The sequence below is a fragment of the Micromonospora sp. NPDC005257 genome, assembly GCF_042872445.1.
In the GTDB taxonomy this organism is placed as follows: domain Bacteria; phylum Actinomycetota; class Actinomycetes; order Mycobacteriales; family Micromonosporaceae; genus Micromonospora.
This window is the reverse complement of sequence record NZ_JBIAKL010000011.1, coordinates 127550-142699: the sequence shown is the minus strand read 5'-3', so window position 1 is coordinate 142699 and position 15150 is coordinate 127550. Positions and strand designations below refer to the sequence as shown.

Here is a 15150-nt window from a genome sequence, read left to right as displayed (position 1 = left end):
TACGAAATGGCTCAGGTCGTGGCGTACGGATCGGGCAGGCCGGCGGCGACTGCGGCGAACGCCTGGGCGGTCAGCTCGCGCAGCGTGGTCGTGTCGGGTTGCTCGACCCACTGCATCAGGGCGGTGCGGAAGACCGCGCCGGCGACGGTGGTGACGAGCGTCGGGTGCCCGTGGCACGGGTCGAGCCCCAGCCGGGCGGCCACGGCCGCGACGATCACCTGTTCCGTATCGGCGTTGCCGCTGATCAGCCGCGGAAGCAGTGACGGGTTCGCCGCGATCACCCGCAGGCGCAGCAGCCACACGTCCCGATCGGCTTCGATGGTCTCGACGACGTCGTCGAAGGCCAGCCGCAGCGCGTCGAACGCGGACACCTCCGGCGGCGCGGCGACGACGCGGGCGGCCAGCGCCTCGCGGTCGGTCGGCTGGTCGCCGAGCACCGCCTCGTCCTTGCTGGGGAAGTAGTTGAAGAAGGTGCGAGCCGACACGTCGGCGGCCTCGCTGATCTCCTCCACCGTCACCTGGTCCAGGCCGCGCTCGGCGACCAGGCGCAGGGCGGCGGCACTGAGGGCGGCGCGGGTCTGCCGCTTCTTGCGGTCACGCAGGCCGGGGCGGCCCTGAACGGAGGTCATGCCAGAACTCTACGAGGGATCTTGCATAGAGTGCAAAGTTTTAGTGAGTGAAGTGATGTGTGACGCACCGCAGCGGTGCCGAAAAACGGCTTGAGCGCGGTTTCCGGCGTCCCGTACGTTTCTCGCACCTCTGTCGCAGCGAAGAAGGACGATTCCGCGTGACCCCTCCTGCTCTCTAGAACCTGACACGTTCCCCACGCCTGTAGCCGCCGCCTGCGCGCCGGCTGCCCGGGCTGCCCTCGCGCGCCCGGCCACAGCGTCCGAGGCCGCGCGTAATCGGCCTCGCGTCAGGTCTTCAGAGATCAGGTCTCCATGTCATCCCAACCTCATATCGTGCTGCCCTGGGTCGTCCGCCGGACCCGCCTTCCACTGCTGTCGCTGCGCTGCGTCACCTGCGGGGCGGAGTCGGCCACCGCCGCCCGGGGCAGGTTCCGCGTCAACGCCAACGGCAAGCTCCTGGACGTGTGGCTGCTGGTGCACTGCGTGTCCTGCGACCGCACCGTCAAGCTCACTGTCCGCGAGCGGGCGACGGTCAGCTCGTTCGACCCCGTTGAGCTGCACGGCCATCAACTCAACGATCCCGCCCTGGTGGCGGCCACACTGCTGGACCCGGCGTTCGCCCGGCGCTGCCGCTTCACCCTGGACTGGACGGACGCGTGGACGGTGGACGCGCCCACGGTGCCGCTGGACGGGTGGCCGGTCCGGGTGGAGGTCACCTTCGACGATCCGGTGCCGGTACGCCCGGACCGGCTCATCGCCCACCGGTTCGGCCTCACCCGGTCCGAGGTGCTGCGGCGGGTCAAGTGCGACATCCCGCTGAACCGTCCGACGAGCACCGGATTCACCTTCACCGTGCTGGCGGAGGACTGACCGCGGCGTGGTCGCGGCGGCACCCGGCCGCCGCGACCACGCCGCTTCTCACCCGCCGCGCGCCGCGCCGAGTTCGGCCTCGATCAGATCGGCGGCCCGGTCCGCGCCCCCGGCGGCGCGGGCCTGCCGCTTGAACTCGGCGCTGCGGGCCACCACGGCGGGATCCGCGGTGAGGGCCAGCAGCGTCGCACGCAGCTCCGCGGCGGTGACGCCGGTCGAGTCGACGACCCGGGCGACGCCGAGGGCGGCCAGTTGCTCGGCGTTGGCGAACTGGTCGGCCGCCTGCGGTACGGCGATCATCGGCGTCCCGCAGTAGAGACCTTCGCTGCTGCCGCCCATGCCGGCGTGGGTGACGAAGGCATCCGCCTGCTCCAGTACGGCCAGCTGCGGCACCCACCGGTGAACCTCGACGCTGTCCGGGACGGGACCGAGTTCGGCCGGGTCGACGTACTTGCCGATCTGGAGAACGGTGTGCCAGCCGGGCAGATCGCCGAACGCGGCGACGCAGCGGCGGTAGAACTCGGGCCGCTGGGTGAAGGCGGAGCCGAGCGAGACGAGCAGCACCTTCTCGGCGTGCTCCGGTCGTACCCAGGAACCCTGGTCGGCGCGGTCGCCCAGGACCGGGCCGACGAAGCTGTAGACCGACCGGTCCACCCGGTCGGCGTTCGGCTGGAGCGCCTCCGGCGGCAGGACGAGGCTGCGGGGCGGCCGGCCCTGGAACGCCATGCTGTCGGTGACCGACGAACCCTCCGCCGTCAGCCATGCCGTGAACCGCTGGTAGTACTCGGCGCCGCGGGGATCGGCCCGCATCGCCTCCACGACGGGCGCCATCTCCTGCTCGTAGCCGTCCCAGGCGACGAACGTCGAGGAGAGCTGGACGGCCGGGATCCCCCACTGCTCGCCGAGCAGCCGGGCAGGCGCGCCGGCGATGTCGTAGAGGAACAGGTCCGGCCGGTCGCCGGCGTAGGCGGCCCGCAGCTGCGGCAGCATGGCGACGGCGTCGTCGAGGAAGAGCGTGAGCTGCGCGATCGGGTCGTCGGTTCCGGCGCCGCCGTCGCCGGGCAGCGTCGAGGCGTACGGCTTCAGCTCCGCGCCGGTGGACCGGATGACCTCGGCGAAGGCGGGGTCGTTGGCGTAGGTGACCCGGTGGCCGCGCCGCACGAGGGTACGAATGATATCCAGGCTCGGGTTGACGTGGCCGTGGAACGGAATGCTGACCATGGCGATGTGCGGCAAGGGGTCTCCTGATCTCTGCTGAGACGAGACGTCCCGTCTCGCTTACCCAGCAGAGCATGGCGCGGCCTCGCCCGTCAAGACGATACGTCTCGTCTCGCTGTAGGCTGCCGCTGTGACCCCGCAGCCCACCCGCCGCAACGAGCAGTCCCGCCGCGCGATTCTCGCCGCCGCGCTGGAGCTGCTGACCGAGACCGGATACCAGACCCTGACCGTCGAGGCGATCGCCGCCCGCGCCGGGGTCGGCAAGCAGACCATCTACCGCTGGTGGCGTGGCAAGGGCGCGGTCATCCTGGACGCGCTCGCCGACAATGTGCCGGCGGCCCTCGCCCTGCCCGACACCGGCGACCTGCGGGCTGATCTGCGTGAGGTTCTCCGGGCCACCGTCGCCGAGTTCGCCGATCCACGGCTGTCCGCCACCACCCGCGCCATCACCATCGAGACACTCGCCGACGAGGACCTGGCCGGTCAGGCGCGCGACCGGCTGCTCCGCCCTCAGTTGAACGCGGTCCGCGCCCGCCTGGAGGCCGCCCGTGAGGCCGGCCAGGTCAGCCCCGACGCTCCCCTGGACCTGGTGGTGGAGTTGCTGTTCGGCCCGCTCTACCACCGCTGGCTGCTGCGCAACGGCCCACTCACCGACGACTACGCCGACGGCATCGTCGACCTGGTCGTCGCCGCGGTCACCCCGTCAGCGGGCGCCGGCCACTAGCCAGTCGTCGAAGCTGGTCGGCGCGATACGCGCGTCGTCGCCGGGCAGCAGCACGTTGCCTGCCATCGACGTACCGAACACACCCGACCACGTCGGGACAAGCCGGACCCGGCGACCCCGCGCCTCATTGGTACGCCGAGCCATGTCGACGAGATCCTCCGTCGCGGGCCCGGCGATGTCGACGTGGTGTCCCTGCGGTTCACCGACCGCGACCTCGGCGAGGATGTCGGCGACGTCCCGGGGTGCGATCGGTTGTACCAGCAGCGGCGCGACAGTGGCGGTGCCGTCGCGCTCGGTCCAGCCGGTGACCATCGCGGCGAAGTCGTGGAACTGGGTGGCCGGGACGATCGTCCACGGCACCGGCCCGCCTGCCGCCAGTCGCTCCTGCTCCCGCTTGCCCGCGTAGTGGGCGTTGTCGTCGACCCGGTGGATGCCGACGATCGACAGCAGCACGTGGTGCCGTACGCCGGCGCGCTGTTCGGCCGCCAGCAGGTTGCGCGTGAGGGCGCCGAGATACGCCATCGTCTCGGAACGCTCACGTGCCGCCACATTGGTCGTGTCGACCACTGACTCGACGCCGGCGAGCGCCTCGTCCAGCCCGTCGCCTTCAGGAGATCCACACCCTGCGAGCGGCTGATGCGTACGACGTCGTGGCCCTGCCGCTCCAGCGCGGCGACGGTGAGCGCCCCGATGCGGCCTGTTGCCCCGGCAACCGCGATCCGCATCGCCATCCCCCTCTCGGACGTACCCGCCTCACGGTAGTCGGTTGAGGACCGAGACACGGTCCCTCGCGGCACCACCGCCGCGCGCACATAACTGTCATTATGGTGTGATGAGTGTTTGCACCTTTTGTCGGACTCGGTATCGGATTTCCATTACCGGTAATCCATTAATGAGACAGAGCACAGGGTTGCCTCAGTATTGAGGTCTGGAAGGATCGAGGTGTGCGAGCCGCGAACCGGAGATGGGGGCACGTCGCCCTGATCCCCTGCCTGTTGCTCGGGGCGGCCGGTTGCACGAGGAAGGACGATGCGGAGCGGCCTGAACCGGCAGTGTCGCAGTCCGCCTCCCCCAGCGCACAGGCCGCGCCGCTGCCAGCGCTGCCTGAGGGCGGCCAGCGTCTGCGGTGCGCCGATTCGATCACCACGACACCGGCTCCCGGTGAGCGGTACCGCGTGGTGGCCGGCAGCGTGGCGGTGTCATCCACTGTGCTGCAACCCGACGAGTCATCCGATGGACCAGGGCCGACGCGTCTCTTCGCCAAATGGGGCCTGCTCGTACGGACCGGAGCGGCTGTGGAGGTGCGGGTGGTGCCCGGCTGGGAGGACCGCGCCCGCATCGGGTGGGGCCCGGGCGCCGCCCCGACGACCACGGTGCAGGTCGAGGCGTGCCCGGCCGCGAGCGCTCCGGCCGCGTGGTCGGTCTACACCGGCGGCACCTGGGTGGCGAGCCCGGCGTGCGTACCACTGGTGATCCGGTCTGAGGGACAGCAGGTCGAGGTCCGCCTGGCGATAGGCGCCGCGTGTGGCGAGAACAACTAGCGTTCCAACGGCCTGACGACCTCGAAGGGCTCCGGGAACCGTACGGCGATGCCGCTCTCCCGACTCTTGCGGTCGAGAAACGCCCTGGCCACGGCGACCTTGTCGAAGAACCCCGCCAGCGGCCGCAGCCCGCGGTCCAGGGAGACGAAGAAGTCGTCCCAGTGGATCGGCACGATCAGGCGGGGCCGGGTCGCGTCCACCACGTGCCGCCAGTAGTCGTCCCGGAACCGTTCGGACTGCATACCCAGCGCGCCGATCGCGAGGTAGACGACGTCGACGTCGAGCCCGTCGAAGGTGTGCGGGACGAAGTTGGCGCTCGGATGGATCAGCAGCGAGCCGTCGGGGTGGGTGATGAGGAAGGAGAAGCATCCGCCGTCGCGGTAGCTACTCGCCCTGACCGGCGGGACGAGCGGCTCCTCGATCGTGCCGGGGAACCTGTTGCCCGGGCTGTGGACGCCGCCGAGCACGCGCACGGTGAACGCGCCGACGCGGTACTCGTCGCCGTCGGCGATCCGGGTCATCGACTGTTCGCCGAGGCCCGCGCCGCGTCCCACGTTCAGCGTCGACTCGGAGCCGAACAGCCTGCCGCCGAGCTGCTTGACGACCACGGGGGCGTCCATGACGTGGTCGTAGTGCGAGTGGGCGACGAAGAGCGCGTCGAGGCGGGTCACGCCGGCCCGGGAGAGCGCAGCGGTGATCCGCCCGAGGTCGGGAGCCACGCGTCCCAGCGCGACACGGAGCAGCGAGGGCCTGCTCAGGAAACCGTCGATCAGGATGCCCGACGTCCCGTCGGACACATGGACGGTCGACGTGCCGAAGAAGATGGACTCGACCGACGCTCCACTGGAGCCCATTCGCACATGGTAGTGCCGTCGCTGCGGCGAATACCATGCCGCGGTGATCAAGAATCAGCCGGAAGCGCCGGTCGGCCCGGAACAGTTCCGGGCGCACGCGGCGAACCTGGACGCCGTACGGTCGCTGCTCGGTGAGGTCCACGCCGCCCAGGGGCGAGCCGGGCAGGACGTGGCGGCCTTCGGTTCGGTGGCCGGCTGGCTGCTGTCCGGCATGCACGACCGCCACGTCAGGCAGCAGGAGCTGATCGCGTACGTGGAAGAGACGATGTTCTCGTGGGCGGACCTGCTGCGCCGGGTGGCCGACGGCGACCAGGAGTTGAAGACGATCGTTCGTCACGACGACGACGTCGCCACCCGTGACGGCACGCCGGTGGTGGAAGGGCCGGAACACTCGTTCGAGGGTCTCCAGGCCGGCGTGACCTCGCGGGTCGAGCAGCGGGAATGGATCGCCGCACCACTGGCCGACGCCGCGCCCGTGGCCGAGTTCGCCGCGCCGGTCGACGACTGGTACGCCGCCCTGCGCGTCGGCGGCCTGGAGTACGCCCTGACGCACATCGAGCCGCTGCGTCACCTGATCGACGGCCTCGCCGGCCTGCCGCGGGTCGTCGCGTGCGACGCCGACGGATGGGAGGCGAACGGCAGGGACCTGTTGTGTCTGAGCGTGCTCCTGAGGCAGTGCGTGGCCGAGGACATGCCGCGGCGCGACCGGCTGGACGTCCGGTCGTATCACGCCCGGATGGCGTACAACGTCGATGCCCTCCTCGGGCTCGCCGAGGTCGCCGCGAGCATGGCCGTGATCACGAGGCACGCCGGCGAGCTGGTCGGCCTCACCACCGACATCGTCCGTGGCGTCATCGGTGACCTGTTCGCCCGGGTGATCGCCTGGGTCACCGGCGTGCCCGCCGGCATCCCCGTACCGTCGGCCGGCGTGCAATTCGGCATCGTGGTGGTGACGGCGTGGCGCATCCACGCCTACATCGACGCGCTGGAGACGAGCATCGGTGAGCTCTCGCGCAGCGTGGACGGCTAGCCCCACGCGGCGATCGCCGGCCGTCGATAGGGTGACCGGATGGATGAGGACGCACGACGCCAGCACTCGTCGTCGTTCGGCGCGGCGGCGACCGCCTACGCCGAACACCGCCCGGACTACGCGCGGGACGCCGTGCGGTGGGCGCTCGAACCCGCACCCGGCGCGCGGGTGCTCGACCTCGGCGCGGGCACCGGCAAGCTCACCGCCACACTGGCTCAGGTGAGCGGCGACGTGACGGCGGTCGAGCCGGACGAGGCCATGCTCGCCGAGCTGCGTCGCGCCGCGCCGGGCGTACGTGCGCTGCCCGGCAGCGCCGAGGAGATCCCGCTGCCGGACGCCTCCGTCGATGCCGTGGTCGCCGGCAACGCCATGCACTGGTTCGACATGGCCGTGGCCGGTCCGGAGATCGCCCGGGTCCTCGCGCCCGGCGGCGTCCTGGCCGGGCTGTGGAACGTGGTGGACGACCGGGTCGACTGGGTGGCCGGGCTCGCGGCGGTCAGCGGAAGCGCCGCGATCGGCCCCCGGGACACGCCAGCGAGCTGGCGCGCCGCCACGGCCGGCATGTACCTGCCGAGGACGGGTGAGGCCCGGTTCGACTCACCGGAGCAGGCGGAGTTCCCGCACGGGCAGCGCCGTACCGCCGACTCGCTCGTGGCGACGCTGGCCACCCGGGCCGGGATGCTGGTCATGCCGGAGCGGGAACGCACGCAGACACTCGATCGCATCCGCGCGTACCTGGCGAGCCGCCCGGAGACGGCCGACGGGGAGTTCACGCTGCCGATGCTCACCTGCGTGCTGCGGGTGCGGCGCAGGTGAACAGCGCGGACGTCCGGGCCGCCGCCGCCGCGATGACCGCAGTGCTGCGGCCCGCCACCGACCGGGACTGGACGGGACGCGCGGGAGACCTGGACTGGTCCTGCTGGACCACCGCCGCGCACATCGCGCACGACCTGACCGCGTACGCCGGTCAGGTGTCCGGCCGGCCCGACGGCGGCTATCTCCCGTTCGACCTACGGGTACGCGCCGACGCGGCGCCCGCCGAGGTGCTGACTGTCGCGGCGTCGGCGGCCGGGATGCTCGCCGCCACCATCGACGCCGCGAGCCCGGACGACCGGGCGTGGCACTTCGGCCCGTGCGATCCGGGCGGTTTCGCCGCGATGGGCGTGGCCGAGATCCTGCTGCACACCCACGACCTGACCCGAGGGCTCGGGCTGGACTGGTCGCCACCGGCCGAGTTGTGCGCCCGGGTGGTGCGCCGGTTGTTCCCGGACGCCCCGGAGGGCGACCCGGCGCCGGTGCTGCTGTGGCTGACCGGACGCGCACCGCTCGGCGACCGGCCACGACGTACCGCCTGGACCTGGCAGGCGGCGCGTCCCTGACGCGTTGTCAGCGGCGCCACCAGCGCCAACGGCGGCGCGGGCGGGTCTGGGCGGCGCGCGGCGGCTCGGGCGCCGCGACGCCCGGCCTGGCGCGTTCCCGGTCGGCCCGCCAGCGGCGCACCGCCTCTTCGACGTTCACCGGGCGGACGACCACGCGCGGCCCGGTCGGGGTACGCAGCCAGGCCACCACCTCGGTGTTGAGGGCCGCCACGTACGACCGGACGGACTCCTCGGTCGGCAGGTCGCGCAGCTCGGCCGGAAGCTGTTCGATGCGGCGGCGCAGTTGCAGCGGCGTGGGCAGCAGCAGGTCGGACGGGATCTGCTCGCGCTCCATGAAGCTGCGGATCCACCAGCCCTCGTCGTAGGGCGTGTCGCGGCCCGGGATGGGTTTGCCGGCGCCCGGCAGGTTGTCGAACTCGCCGCGCTCCTGGGCCGAGCGGATCTGCGCCTCGACCGCGGCCTCCCAGCTTGTCGTCACCGCCGTCACCTCCCCTACCCACGTTATCCGCCGCCGTCCGACAAGGGTCAGCGTCGCCCGCGGCCGGGCTGTTCCCGTAGGCCGGGCGGGGCCGCCGCGTAGCGTGCCACCGGGTACGAAAAAGGGGTGACGGCGTGCGGGACTGGGTCATCGGCCTCGCTGTGGCGACGGCCTGCCTGGTCGTGAGCTGGGCGGTGCTGGTGCTGCTGGCCCGGCGCCTGCCGCCGGGGGTGCTGCGCGATCTGGCCGCGTTCGTGCCCGACTGCGTGACGGCCGTGCGACGGCTGCGCCGCGATCCGCGCGTGCCCCGCCGTGCCCGGGTCGCGATCGTCGTCGCCGGGCTCTGGGTGGCCAGTCCGATCGACCTGATCCCGGAGTTCCTGCCGGTGATCGGCCCGCTGGACGACATCGTGGTGGTGGCGCTCGCGCTGCGCTACGCCGCCCGGCAGGTGCCCCGCCAGGTGCTGCTCGACGCGTGGCCGGGCGAGCCGCGTCTGCTGCTGCGCCTGCTCGGCGGCACTGTCACGTCTCCTCCGTCATGAGACCGGCCGGTGGCGGACGTGGCGGTGGCCGTCCCGGGGGAACGGCGGGCGGGCCGGCAGCACCTCGGCGAAGGCGTACCCGCTCTTCTCCGCCACCCGGCAGGATGCCTCGTTGTCGACCTGGTGCAGCAGTTCCAGGTGGGTCAGGCCGACGGCGGCGAACCGGGCGAACGCCCACGCGGTGACCGCCTCCACCGCTCGTGGCGCGACGCCCCGGCCGCGCGCCGGAGCGGCCGTCCAGTAGCCGACCTCGGCGGCCGGGCGTCCCGGGCGGACGTCCTTGAGCACCACGCAGGCCACCACCTGCTCCCCCTCCAGCGCCGCGAACATGAACCGGTGCCCGGCCGCCCAGCCGTGGTGGCTGCGGCGCAGGAACACCCGCGCCTGCGCCGGTCCGGTCACCGGATGACGGGTCCAGGCGCGCAGCACCGGATCCCGGTAGGCCTCGATCAGCGCGTCGGCGTCACAGTCGCGCCACGGGCGCAGCAGCAGACCGGGTGCGGTCGAAGTGGCCGGCGCGGACAGGACGATCGGCATGCGGCAAGTATCACCGCCGCGCACCCGATCACGTGACCCGCGCAACAGCCCACAACCGTCCCATGGGCGCTCGCGGACACCGGCAACCGGCGTAGGGTCCGGTTCACGGTCGGTAGCGGGGAGGCGACGTGGTCACTGTCGGCGCGGTGATGGGGATCGCCCTGGTGGCGCTCGGTCTGGTGCTCACACCCGGCCCGAACATGGTCTACCTGGTGTCCCGGTCGGTGACGCAGGGGCGGCGGGCCGGGCTGGTGTCGCTGCTCGGCGTGGCGGCCGGCTTCCTGGTCTACCTGGCCGCCGCGGTGGCCGGCATCGCCACCGTCTTCGTGCTGGTCCCGCCGCTGTACACGGCGGTGAAGCTCGCCGGTGCCGCCTATCTGCTGTGGCTGGCCTGGCGGACGCTGCGCCCGGGCGGCCGGTCGGCGTTCACCCCGGCGCCGCTGCCGCCGGACCGGCCCCGGCGCCTGTTCACCATGGGGCTGGTCACCAACCTGCTCAACCCGAAGATCGCCATCCTGTACGTGTCGCTGCTGCCGCAGTTCGTCGACCCTTCGCGCGGGCACGTGGCGGTGCAGAGCCTGCTGCTCGGCCTGACCCAGATCGTCGTGGCGCTCACCGTGAACGCGCTCATCGTGCTCAGCGCCGGCTCGGTGTCGGCGTTCCTCACCCGCCGGCCGGGCTGGGCGCGCCTTCAGCGGTACGTGATGGGCACCGTGCTGGCGGCGCTCGCGGTGCGGATCGCCGCCGACCGCTCCCGCGCCGCCGTCGCCACCCCCTGACCCGGGGTACGCGCGGCAGCCCGTGAACACCGCCGGGGCGGCGTCACGGGTTCTCCTCGCGCACCACCGCCACACCACCCGGTGCCACGGTCAATACGCCGTCGACCGCCGCGCCGGTCAGCAGTTCTAACCCCGCAGCCGGCACCCGCTGTGGTTCCTCGGTGTGGTTGAGCAGGTAGAGCAGGGTCCCGTCGCCGTCGTGGCGGCGTACCGCCTCGACGCCCGGCGGCGCGTCCGGGCAGGCAGGGGTGACACCGGCGAGCCGGGCCGCCTCGGTGAGCAGCCGCCGGTAGGTGTCGTCGTCGGGGCGGGTGGAGACGTACCAGGCGTACGCGTCGCCGATCCGGCGCCGGGTGATCGCGGGCCGGCCGTCCAGCGCTCCCCCGGCGTACGCGCTGATCGTCTCCGCCCCGGCCGGGTGGACCGTCTCCGACCAGATCCGGCCGGTCCCGCCGCCGGTCAGCGGCACCCGCTGGTCGTCGGCGAGGGGATGGAACTCCTCGACCCGCACGCCGAGCAGATCCCGGTACGCGCCCGGGTAGCCGCCGAGGCGTACCCGGGCGTGCTCGTCGGCGACGCCGCTGAGCCAGGTCACCAGCAGGTGCCCGCCCGCGTCGACGTGCCGGCGTACCCAGTCGACTGTGGCGTCCGAGGCCAGGTACAGGGCGGGGAGCACGAGCAGCCGGTGACCGTCGAGCGGAGCGCCGGGCGGCACCACGTCGGCGGTGACGCCCGCGTGCCACAGCGTCCGGTGCGCGGCGGCCGCCTCGCCGCTGTGGTCGAGTCCGGCGCGGGGCATCCCCGGGTGCCGCAGCGCCCAGTCGCTCGCCGCGTCGTACGCGATGGCCACGCCTGCCTCGACGCGGCCCGGTGCGGTCCCGGCGAGCCGGGCCAGCGCGGAGCCCAGGTCGGTGGCCTCGCGGAACACGCGGGTGTCGGCTCCGGCGTGCGACACCACGGCGGAGTGGAAGCGTTCCGCGCCGCCGGCCGGGGCGCGCCACTGGAAGAACATCACCCCGGCGGAGCCGCGCGCGACGTGGGCGAGGCTGTGCCGGGTCATCCGGCCGGGCTCCTTGGTGTGCATCCGCCCGGCGGTGTGGATCTGGTTGGGGGCGCTCTCCATCAGCAGCCACGGCACCGGGTGCCCGGCTCCGTGGCGGGCCCAGCCGCGGGCGAGGTCGGCGGCGAACGCGGTCTGCTCCTCCGCGCCCACGTCGATCGCCGACGGGTAGTGGTCGACGGCGACCAGGTCCACCTCGCGCGCCCAGCGGGCGTGGTCGACCGGCACCCAGTCGCCGAGGACGTAGTTGGTGGTGACCGGCACCGCCGGGTTCGCCGCGCGCAGCAGGTCCCGCTGCTCGGTGTACGCGGACAGCAACGTGTCGGACCAGAAGCGGCGGAAGTCGAGCAGTTGGCCGGGGTTGGCGAGGTACTGGGTGGCGCGGGGCGTGCCGACCTGCGCCCAGTCGGAGTAGTGCTGGCTCCAGAAGCTGGTGGCCCAGGCGTCGTTGAGCGCGTCGAGGTCGCCGTACCGGGTGGTGAGCCAGCGGCGGAACGCCGCCTCGGCGTGCGGGCAGTGGCAGGTGGTGCCGTACTCGTTGTGCACGTGCCACAGCGCCAGCGCCGGGTGGTGTGCGTAGCGGGCGGCCAGCACCCCGGCGATGTTCCGGGCGGCGTCCCGGTACGCGGGCGCGGCGGCGCAGTAGGTGTCCCGGCTGCCGTGGGTCAGGCGTACGCCGTCGGCGGTGACCGGCAGCGCGTCCGGGTGACGCAGCGAGAACCACGGCGGCGGCGACGCGGTGGGGGTGGCCAGGGCGGCCCGGATGCCGCCGGAGTGCAGCAGGTCCAGCACGCGATCGAGCCAGTCGAGCGTGTAACGGCCGGGTTCGGGTCCCAGTCGGGACCAGGCGAACACGCCGACGGTGACCAGGTTGACCCCGGCGGCGCGCATCAGGCCGACGTCCTCGCGCCACACCTCGGGCGGCCACTGCTCCGGGTTCCAGTCCCCGCCGTAGCAGAGCCGGCCGTCGCCCCACAACGTTTTAGTTGGCATCCCGGCCAAAATAGGAAGAGGTGCGACGGAAAGTCAATGCCGTCGATCATTGACAGTTAGTTGGGATTCCAAAGAAACTGGCGGGACCACCCGTGGACGCCGCGAGGAGACGCCCATGCCGTACCGCCCGCCGCTGGTCCCGTACGAGACGTTCGTGGCCGACCCGCCCGACCTGCCGGTCCGCGCCCCCGGCGAGGAGGGCGCCGACGACGTGCTGCGGGCCGAGGTGGCCGCGACCGACGCGCACGGCGTCACGCTGACCGCGACCTGCACGTCCGGTCGCACGCTCGTCGCGCGCATCGAGGCCGCCGGGGACGGGATCATCCGGGTACGCCTCGCCGACGACCTCTCCGTCCGCAGCCGCTCCGCCGCAGCGCTGACGCTGGTCGACCCGCGGCCGCACCCGGCCACCGTGACCGTCGACGGCGACCACGTCCGCGTCGGCGCCGGTGGCGTGGTCGCCGAGCTGCGCCTGGACCCGTGGGGACTGCGCTTCCGCGCCCCCGACGGGCGGCTGCTGCTGGCCTCCGACGCCGGCACCCGGGACATCAGCGGCCGGCGGCGCACGCTGCCGCTGGGCCGCTCCACAGTCGACGGCGAGCCGGTCGCCTGGCACGAGAGCTTCGTCGCGCCCGGCGACGAACGGTTCGTCGGCTTCGGCGAGAAGTTCACGCCGCTGGACAAGCGCGGCCAGCGCCCGCTGATGTGGAACTTCGACGCCTTCGGCGGGGAGTCCGACCGCTCGCACAAGAACGTCCCGTTCTACCTGTCCGACCGCGGCTACGGCGTCCTGGTCGACAGCGGGCTGCCGGTGCAGTTCGACATGTGCGCCAGCACCCACAGCACCGTGCAGATCCTCGTCCCGGACGACCTGCTCGACTACTACGTGCTGGCCGGGCCCACCCCGGCCCAGGTGCTCGACCGGCTGGACACGCTCACCGGGCGGCCGTACCTGCCGCCGAGGTGGGCGTTCGGTGCGTGGATCTCGTCCGGCTTCTTCCCGGACAGCCAGCAGCGCGTGCTGGAACGGGCCCGGCGCCTCCGCGAGCGGGACATCCCCTGCGACGTGCTGCACCTGGACTGCTACTGGCAGGTCGCCGGGCACTGGTCGGACCTGCGCTGGGACGCCGACGCCTTCCCCGACCCGGACGGCATGCTCAAGGACCTCACCGAGCAGGGCTTCCGGGTGTGCCTGTGGATGAACCCGTACCTGATGACCGGCAGCCCGCTCTACGCGGAGGCCGAGGCCGCCGGATACTTGCTGCGCAGGCCCGACGGCGGCACGTACGTCGCCGACACCTGGCACGGCAGCTACCCGGCCGGCGCCATCGTGGACCTCACGAACCCGGCCGCGGTGCGCTGGTTCCAGGGTCTGCTGCGGCCCCTGCTGGCCCAGGGCGTCGCGGTGTTCAAGACCGACTTCGCCGAGGGCGTGCCCGCCGACGCGGTCGCGCACAACGGCATGACCGGCGTCGAACTGCACAACGTGTACGCGCTGCTGTACAACGACGCGGTAGCCGACGTGACCGAGGAGGTCGCCGGGCACCGCGCGGTGTGGGCCCGTTCGTCGTACCTGGGCGGGCAGCGGCACAGCGCGCAGTGGAGCGGCGACGTCAACGCCACCTGGCCCGGCATGGCCAGCACGCTGCGCGGCGGCCTGTCGCACGGCCTGTCCGGGGTGCCGTTCTGGAGCCATGACACCGGCGGCTTCCACGGCACCCCCGAGCCGGACCTCTACGTGCGCTGGACCCAGTTCGGCGCGCTCTCGCCGCTGGTGCGGCTGCACGGCACCACCAGCCGGCTGCCGTGGGAGTTCCCGCCCGAGGCGGAACGACACGCGGTGGACGCGCTGCGGCTGCGCTACCGGCTGCTGCCGTACCTCTGGTCGGCTGCGGTGGCGAGCGCCCGCACGGGCGGCCCGATGATGCGGGCGCTGCTCGTCGACACCCCGGACGACCCGGTCGCGTGGGCCACCGACCTCCAGTACCGCCTCGGCCCCGACCTGCTGGTGGCGCCGGTGCTCGACCCGTCCGGGGAACGCGTCGTGTACCTGCCGGCCGGCGACGACTGGCTCGACGCGTACACCGGGCAGCGGCACCCCGGCGGACGGCACCTGCGGGTGAGCGTGCCGCTGGACCGGCTGCCGCTGTACGTGCGGCACGGCGCGCTGATCCCCACGGTGGCGCCCGCGGCGACGGTCGGAACGGGCCCGTTCCGGGACGTCACGCTGGTGGCCTGGGGCGGCGTCGACGGCGTGAGCGTGGTGCACGACCCCGAAGGCGACACCACTGTCACCGCCGTGCGCGACGGCGACACGCTGCGCGTGCGCGTGGACGGGCCGCTGGACGTCCGGCGGGTCAGCGTCGTCGGGACGGACCCGCCGCGCCGGGCGGTGCTCGACGGCGAGCCGGCCCCGGTGACGCCGTTCGCGCCGTGGTTCGGCGGCGACGACCGGCCGGCCGGAATCTCGCCCCTTTAGTTTAAGCTGTAGCCGAACTCGGGGCCGGGCGCAGGAG

Annotated in this window: 15 protein-coding genes and 1 pseudogene; 9 read left to right on the top strand and 7 right to left on the bottom strand. The window is 72.9% G+C overall.

What is annotated here, in order from left to right; all coding sequences use genetic code 11:
• Nucleotides 1-11: 11 nt before the first annotated feature.
• Nucleotides 12-629, bottom strand: a complete 618-nt coding sequence (locus ACFYO8_RS23350; RefSeq protein ID WP_355047628.1) for a TetR family transcriptional regulator — start codon at nucleotides 627-629, stop codon at nucleotides 12-14.
• A 333-nt stretch (nucleotides 630-962) separates the two neighbouring features.
• Between ACFYO8_RS23350 and ACFYO8_RS23345 the strand changes: the two genes are divergently transcribed.
• Complete coding sequence (locus ACFYO8_RS23345; RefSeq protein ID WP_354869423.1) at nucleotides 963-1499, top strand: DUF1062 domain-containing protein; 537 nt, start codon at nucleotides 963-965, stop codon at nucleotides 1497-1499.
• Between the two features lie 48 nt (nucleotides 1500-1547).
• Here ACFYO8_RS23345 and ACFYO8_RS23340 read toward each other — a convergent pair whose 3' ends face one another.
• Nucleotides 1548-2720, bottom strand: coding sequence for a macrolide family glycosyltransferase (locus ACFYO8_RS23340; protein ID WP_387190139.1), 1173 nt, complete (start codon nucleotides 2718-2720; stop codon nucleotides 1548-1550).
• A 127-nt stretch (nucleotides 2721-2847) separates the two neighbouring features.
• Here ACFYO8_RS23340 and ACFYO8_RS23335 point away from each other — a divergent pair, with 127 nt between their 5' ends.
• On the top strand, nucleotides 2848-3441 hold the full coding sequence (locus tag ACFYO8_RS23335; protein ID WP_355047553.1) for a TetR/AcrR family transcriptional regulator: 594 nt from the start codon (nucleotides 2848-2850) through the stop codon (nucleotides 3439-3441).
• Here the strand turns inward: ACFYO8_RS23335 and ACFYO8_RS23330 are convergent.
• Nucleotides 3421-4166, bottom strand: a pseudogene (locus ACFYO8_RS23330) (SDR family oxidoreductase). The gene ACFYO8_RS23335 and the pseudogene ACFYO8_RS23330 overlap by 21 nt on opposite strands.
• Before the next feature lie 570 nt (nucleotides 4167-4736).
• Here ACFYO8_RS23330 and ACFYO8_RS23325 point away from each other — a divergent pair.
• Nucleotides 4737-4982 carry a hypothetical protein gene (locus tag ACFYO8_RS23325; protein WP_354869434.1) on the top strand — a complete coding sequence of 82 codons (246 nt, stop codon included), beginning with the start codon at nucleotides 4737-4739 and terminating at the stop codon, nucleotides 4980-4982.
• On the opposite strand, the gene ACFYO8_RS23320 is transcribed toward ACFYO8_RS23325, so the two are convergent.
• Nucleotides 4979-5836, bottom strand: a complete 858-nt coding sequence (locus tag ACFYO8_RS23320) for an MBL fold metallo-hydrolase (RefSeq protein ID WP_354869437.1) — start codon at nucleotides 5834-5836, stop codon at nucleotides 4979-4981. The genes ACFYO8_RS23325 and ACFYO8_RS23320 overlap by 4 nt on opposite strands.
• Nucleotides 5837-5879: 43 nt before the next feature.
• On the opposite strand from ACFYO8_RS23320, the gene ACFYO8_RS23315 reads away from it, so the two are divergent.
• Genes ACFYO8_RS23315 through ACFYO8_RS23305 form a run of 3 tightly spaced genes read left to right on the top strand, consistent with a single transcriptional unit; the run spans nucleotide 5880 to nucleotide 8245 of the window.
• Nucleotides 5880-6866: a hypothetical protein gene (locus tag ACFYO8_RS23315; RefSeq protein WP_355015184.1), complete on the top strand. Its 987-nt coding sequence runs from the start codon at nucleotides 5880-5882 to the stop codon at nucleotides 6864-6866.
• Between the two features lie 39 nt (nucleotides 6867-6905).
• A complete protein-coding gene (locus ACFYO8_RS23310) occupies nucleotides 6906-7682 on the top strand; it encodes a class I SAM-dependent methyltransferase (RefSeq protein WP_354869441.1) in 777 nt (258 codons plus the stop codon).
• Complete coding sequence (locus ACFYO8_RS23305; protein ID WP_354869443.1) at nucleotides 7679-8245, top strand: maleylpyruvate isomerase N-terminal domain-containing protein; 567 nt, start codon at nucleotides 7679-7681, stop codon at nucleotides 8243-8245. Before ACFYO8_RS23310 ends, ACFYO8_RS23305 begins: the two co-directional genes overlap by 4 nt.
• 7 nt (nucleotides 8246-8252) lie before the next feature.
• Here the strand turns inward: ACFYO8_RS23305 and ACFYO8_RS23300 are convergent, their stop codons facing one another.
• Nucleotides 8253-8723: a DUF1992 domain-containing protein gene (locus ACFYO8_RS23300; RefSeq protein WP_354869445.1), complete on the bottom strand. Its 471-nt coding sequence runs from the start codon at nucleotides 8721-8723 to the stop codon at nucleotides 8253-8255.
• A 134-nt stretch (nucleotides 8724-8857) separates the two neighbouring features.
• On the opposite strand from ACFYO8_RS23300, the gene ACFYO8_RS23295 reads away from it, so the two are divergent.
• Nucleotides 8858-9265, top strand: coding sequence for a DUF1232 domain-containing protein (locus tag ACFYO8_RS23295; RefSeq protein ID WP_354869447.1), 408 nt, complete (start codon nucleotides 8858-8860; stop codon nucleotides 9263-9265).
• On the opposite strand, the gene ACFYO8_RS23290 is transcribed toward ACFYO8_RS23295, so the two are convergent.
• A complete protein-coding gene (locus ACFYO8_RS23290; RefSeq protein WP_354869449.1) occupies nucleotides 9260-9802 on the bottom strand; it encodes a GNAT family N-acetyltransferase in 543 nt (180 codons plus the stop codon). The two genes, ACFYO8_RS23295 and ACFYO8_RS23290, sit on opposite strands and share 6 nt — an antisense overlap.
• Nucleotides 9803-9930: 128 nt before the next feature.
• Here ACFYO8_RS23290 and ACFYO8_RS23285 point away from each other — a divergent pair, with 128 nt between their 5' ends.
• On the top strand, nucleotides 9931-10581 hold the full coding sequence (locus ACFYO8_RS23285; RefSeq protein WP_354869451.1) for a LysE family translocator: 651 nt from the start codon (nucleotides 9931-9933) through the stop codon (nucleotides 10579-10581).
• 43 nt (nucleotides 10582-10624) lie between these two features.
• On the opposite strand, the gene ACFYO8_RS23280 is transcribed toward ACFYO8_RS23285, so the two are convergent.
• Nucleotides 10625-12634, bottom strand: coding sequence for a beta-galactosidase (locus tag ACFYO8_RS23280; protein ID WP_354869454.1), 2010 nt, complete (start codon nucleotides 12632-12634; stop codon nucleotides 10625-10627).
• Nucleotides 12635-12749: 115 nt separating this feature from the next.
• On the opposite strand from ACFYO8_RS23280, the gene ACFYO8_RS23275 reads away from it, so the two are divergent.
• Nucleotides 12750-15113, top strand: coding sequence for a TIM-barrel domain-containing protein (locus tag ACFYO8_RS23275; protein ID WP_357710816.1), 2364 nt, complete (start codon nucleotides 12750-12752; stop codon nucleotides 15111-15113).
• The last annotated feature ends 37 nt before the right edge of the window (nucleotides 15114-15150 follow it).

What these genes read in the sequence shown, in the direction of transcription:
- ACFYO8_RS23350 (WP_355047628.1), bottom strand. Translation starts at nt 629, where the DNA reads ATGACCTCCGTTCAGGGCCGCCCCGGCCTGCGTGACCGCAAGAAGCGG.
- ACFYO8_RS23340 (WP_387190139.1), bottom strand. Translation starts at nt 2,720, where the DNA reads ATGGTCAGCATTCCGTTCCACGGCCACGTCAACCCGAGCCTGGATATC.
- ACFYO8_RS23320 (WP_354869437.1), bottom strand. Translation starts at nt 5,836, where the DNA reads ATGGGCTCCAGTGGAGCGTCGGTCGAGTCCATCTTCTTCGGCACGTCG.
- ACFYO8_RS23310 (WP_354869441.1), top strand. Translation starts at nt 6,906, where the DNA reads ATGGATGAGGACGCACGACGCCAGCACTCGTCGTCGTTCGGCGCGGCG.
- ACFYO8_RS23290 (WP_354869449.1), bottom strand. Translation starts at nt 9,802, where the DNA reads ATGCCGATCGTCCTGTCCGCGCCGGCCACTTCGACCGCACCCGGTCTG.
- ACFYO8_RS23280 (WP_354869454.1), bottom strand. Translation starts at nt 12,634, where the DNA reads ATGCCAACTAAAACGTTGTGGGGCGACGGCCGGCTCTGCTACGGCGGG.
- ACFYO8_RS23275 (WP_357710816.1), top strand. Translation starts at nt 12,750, where the DNA reads ATGCCGTACCGCCCGCCGCTGGTCCCGTACGAGACGTTCGTGGCCGAC.